This window comes from Flavobacterium sp. (assembly GCF_040382755.1).
Lineage (GTDB): Bacteria > Bacteroidota > Bacteroidia > Flavobacteriales > Flavobacteriaceae > Flavobacterium.
Window position 1 is genome coordinate 1 of sequence record NZ_JBEIET010000198.1, and the last position, 2,512, is coordinate 2,512.

The 2,512-nt window shown below is 32.8% G+C and carries 3 protein-coding genes; all 3 read right to left on the reverse strand.

The genetic code is table 11. The annotated features are described in order from the left end of the window. The coding region (locus tag ABWO04_RS12140) for a GldL-related protein (RefSeq protein WP_502903992.1) at positions 1–137 on the reverse strand (137 nt) is incomplete at its 3' end. Between the two features lies 1 nt (position 138). Next, on the reverse strand, positions 139–1,497 hold the full coding sequence (gene rimK, locus ABWO04_RS11080) for a 30S ribosomal protein S6--L-glutamate ligase (RefSeq protein ID WP_353079754.1): 1,359 nt from the start codon (positions 1,495–1,497) through the stop codon (positions 139–141). Positions 1,498–1,556: 59 nt separating this feature from the next. After that, positions 1,557–2,512, reverse strand: a 956-nt coding sequence (locus tag ABWO04_RS11085; protein WP_353079755.1) for a M1 family aminopeptidase, incomplete at its 5' end; no start/stop codon positions are given.

Here is a 2,512-nt window from a genome sequence, read left to right on the forward strand (position 1 = left end):
ATAATTTCTAAAACCACGCCTGTATTAAAAATTAATGTTGCACCAGGCCAATGCATAATTTTAAATAAAGCACCGAAAGCCACAATAAAACTACAAGTGATAAGTATAAGTAATAATTTTTTGAAATTATTTTGCATATTACTTAAAGTTTTTTTCAATAGCTTTTATCATTTCACCGGCAATATCTTTTTGAGTAGCGCCTTCAATGCCTTCTAATCCAGGAGAAGAATTTACTTCTAATAACAAAGGACCTTTAGACGAACGAATAATATCAACTCCAGCCACTTTTAAATTCATCGCTTTAGCTGCTTTTATGGCAATTCTTTTTTCATCAGCAGTAACTTTCACAATTGAAGCCGATCCACCCAAATGAATATTTGCACGAAATTCGCCAGGTGCTGCTTCTCGTTGCATCGCAGCTACTACTTTTCCGTCTACTACAAATAAACGTAAATCTTTTCCGTTAGCTTCCTTAATAAATTCTTGAACTAAGATATTAGCATTTAAACTTTTGAAGGCATTAATAACCGATTCAGCTGCTTTTTTAGTTTCTGCTAAAACCACTCCTTTTCCTTGAGTTCCTTCAAGTAATTTTACAATTAGAGGTGAGCCACCTACCATTTTTATTAAATCATCAGTATCTAATGGAGAATTAGCAAAACCAGTAGTGGGTATATCAACACCATTATTCAATAATAATTGTAAAGAAAATAATTTATCTCGAGATTGAGTGATCGCTGCAGCATTGTTTAAAGCATACACTTTTAGTGCTTCAAATTGTCTGGTTAAGGCACATCCGTAATACGTCATACTTGGACGAATACGAGGAATAATGGCGTCAAAATCTTTTAAAACCAATCCGCCACGATAGTGAATTTCAGGATTTGAAGCACTTAACTTCATATAACAATATTTGATGTTTAAAAAATGCATTTCGTGTCCACGCATTTCTCCGGCTTCAATTATACGTCGGTTGCTATATAAATCTGGGTTACTTGCTAATAATCCAATTTTTAATCCTTTTTTCTCAGGTTCACTATAATAAAATTCTTTTAGGCTTTCTGTTGTTGGCTGACCTAATTCAAACTTTTTTTCAGGGTCAACTATCAATCTTCCCACCATTGCTTCTCGTCCTAAAAGCATTCTGAAACCCATAGAATCTCTATTGGTAAGTGTTACCTCAACTTGCCAATTATGACTTCCCAATCCTACTTCGGTACGAATTACATATCTTTTCTCTCTGGTACCATTGGAACTTTTTACAATTCGTTGATCTACTAATTGCGCTTCACAATGAATGATAGATTTTGAATTATTTTGGATCGGATTGATATCAAATTTCAACCATTCTTCTCCATTTTTATCAAATACTTTGATATTAATAGCGTGTAACGCAGATGTTTTAGCTCCAGAATCTACACGAGCTTTTATTGCTGGAATTCCTAATTGTGGGAACGAACACCATTCTTCACTACCTATTAATGTTTTATCTTGCATTTGCGAATATTTTAAAATCTAATATAGTATTATTTTTAATGTAATATGCTATCTAATTGTTATTTTTTTGGAAATATATTGTCTTCCTTTTTAACATCTGCCATTAAATCACTTGGATCAATAACCACTGATTTTATAGCACCTTTATTTGAATTTATATCAATAGTGTAAGTAGGAATCGCCCAATCCCAACCTAATAAAACGTTTCTTTTTAAAGTAAACGGATTTGGTTTTTCCCAGCGCATTAGCGTATTTGGAATGTAGAAATATTCTTTTGTTCCGTTTTCAAATTCTACGATTACATCAAGAGGCATCGGCATTCTCCCTTTTCTCTCTAAAACGATTTTATTATTTTCTACAGACTTAATAGTATAGTCTATTGTATTTGTAGTTTGTGTCCATTCGTTTAAATACCAATCTAAATTGGCGCCAGAAACTTTTTCAGCAGTTCGCTTAATGTCATTTGGAGTTGGATGTGTAAATTTATAATCCGAATAATATTTTTTAATCGTTTTATCTAAATTTTCTTGTCCAATGATGTAACCTAATTGTGCTAAAAATATTTCTCCTTTACTATACGCCCCAATTCCGTACGATTGATTATAATCGTATCGATCTGCATGCGTTGTTAATGGTTGTTCTTTTCCTGAATTGGCTAAAAAAACATAGTTATTGTACGAATCTGCAAATGGACTTTCTGGTTCTTTTGGAGGTAAAATTTCATTCATAGCTAAATTAGAAATATATGAAGTAAAACCTTCATCCATCCAACAATGTTTTGATTCATTAGTAGCCAAAATATGTTGAAACCAACTATGTGCAAATTCATGAGCGGTTACACCAACCAAACTGCCATAACTTCTATTTCCTGTAATCAAGGTACACATGGCATATTCCATACCACCGTCGCCACCTTGAATAACGGAATATTGTTTGTACGGATATTGACCTACATTTTTATTGAAATAGGCTAATAATTCAGCGGTTTTAGGCTGCATTTTTTTCCAATTTTCTA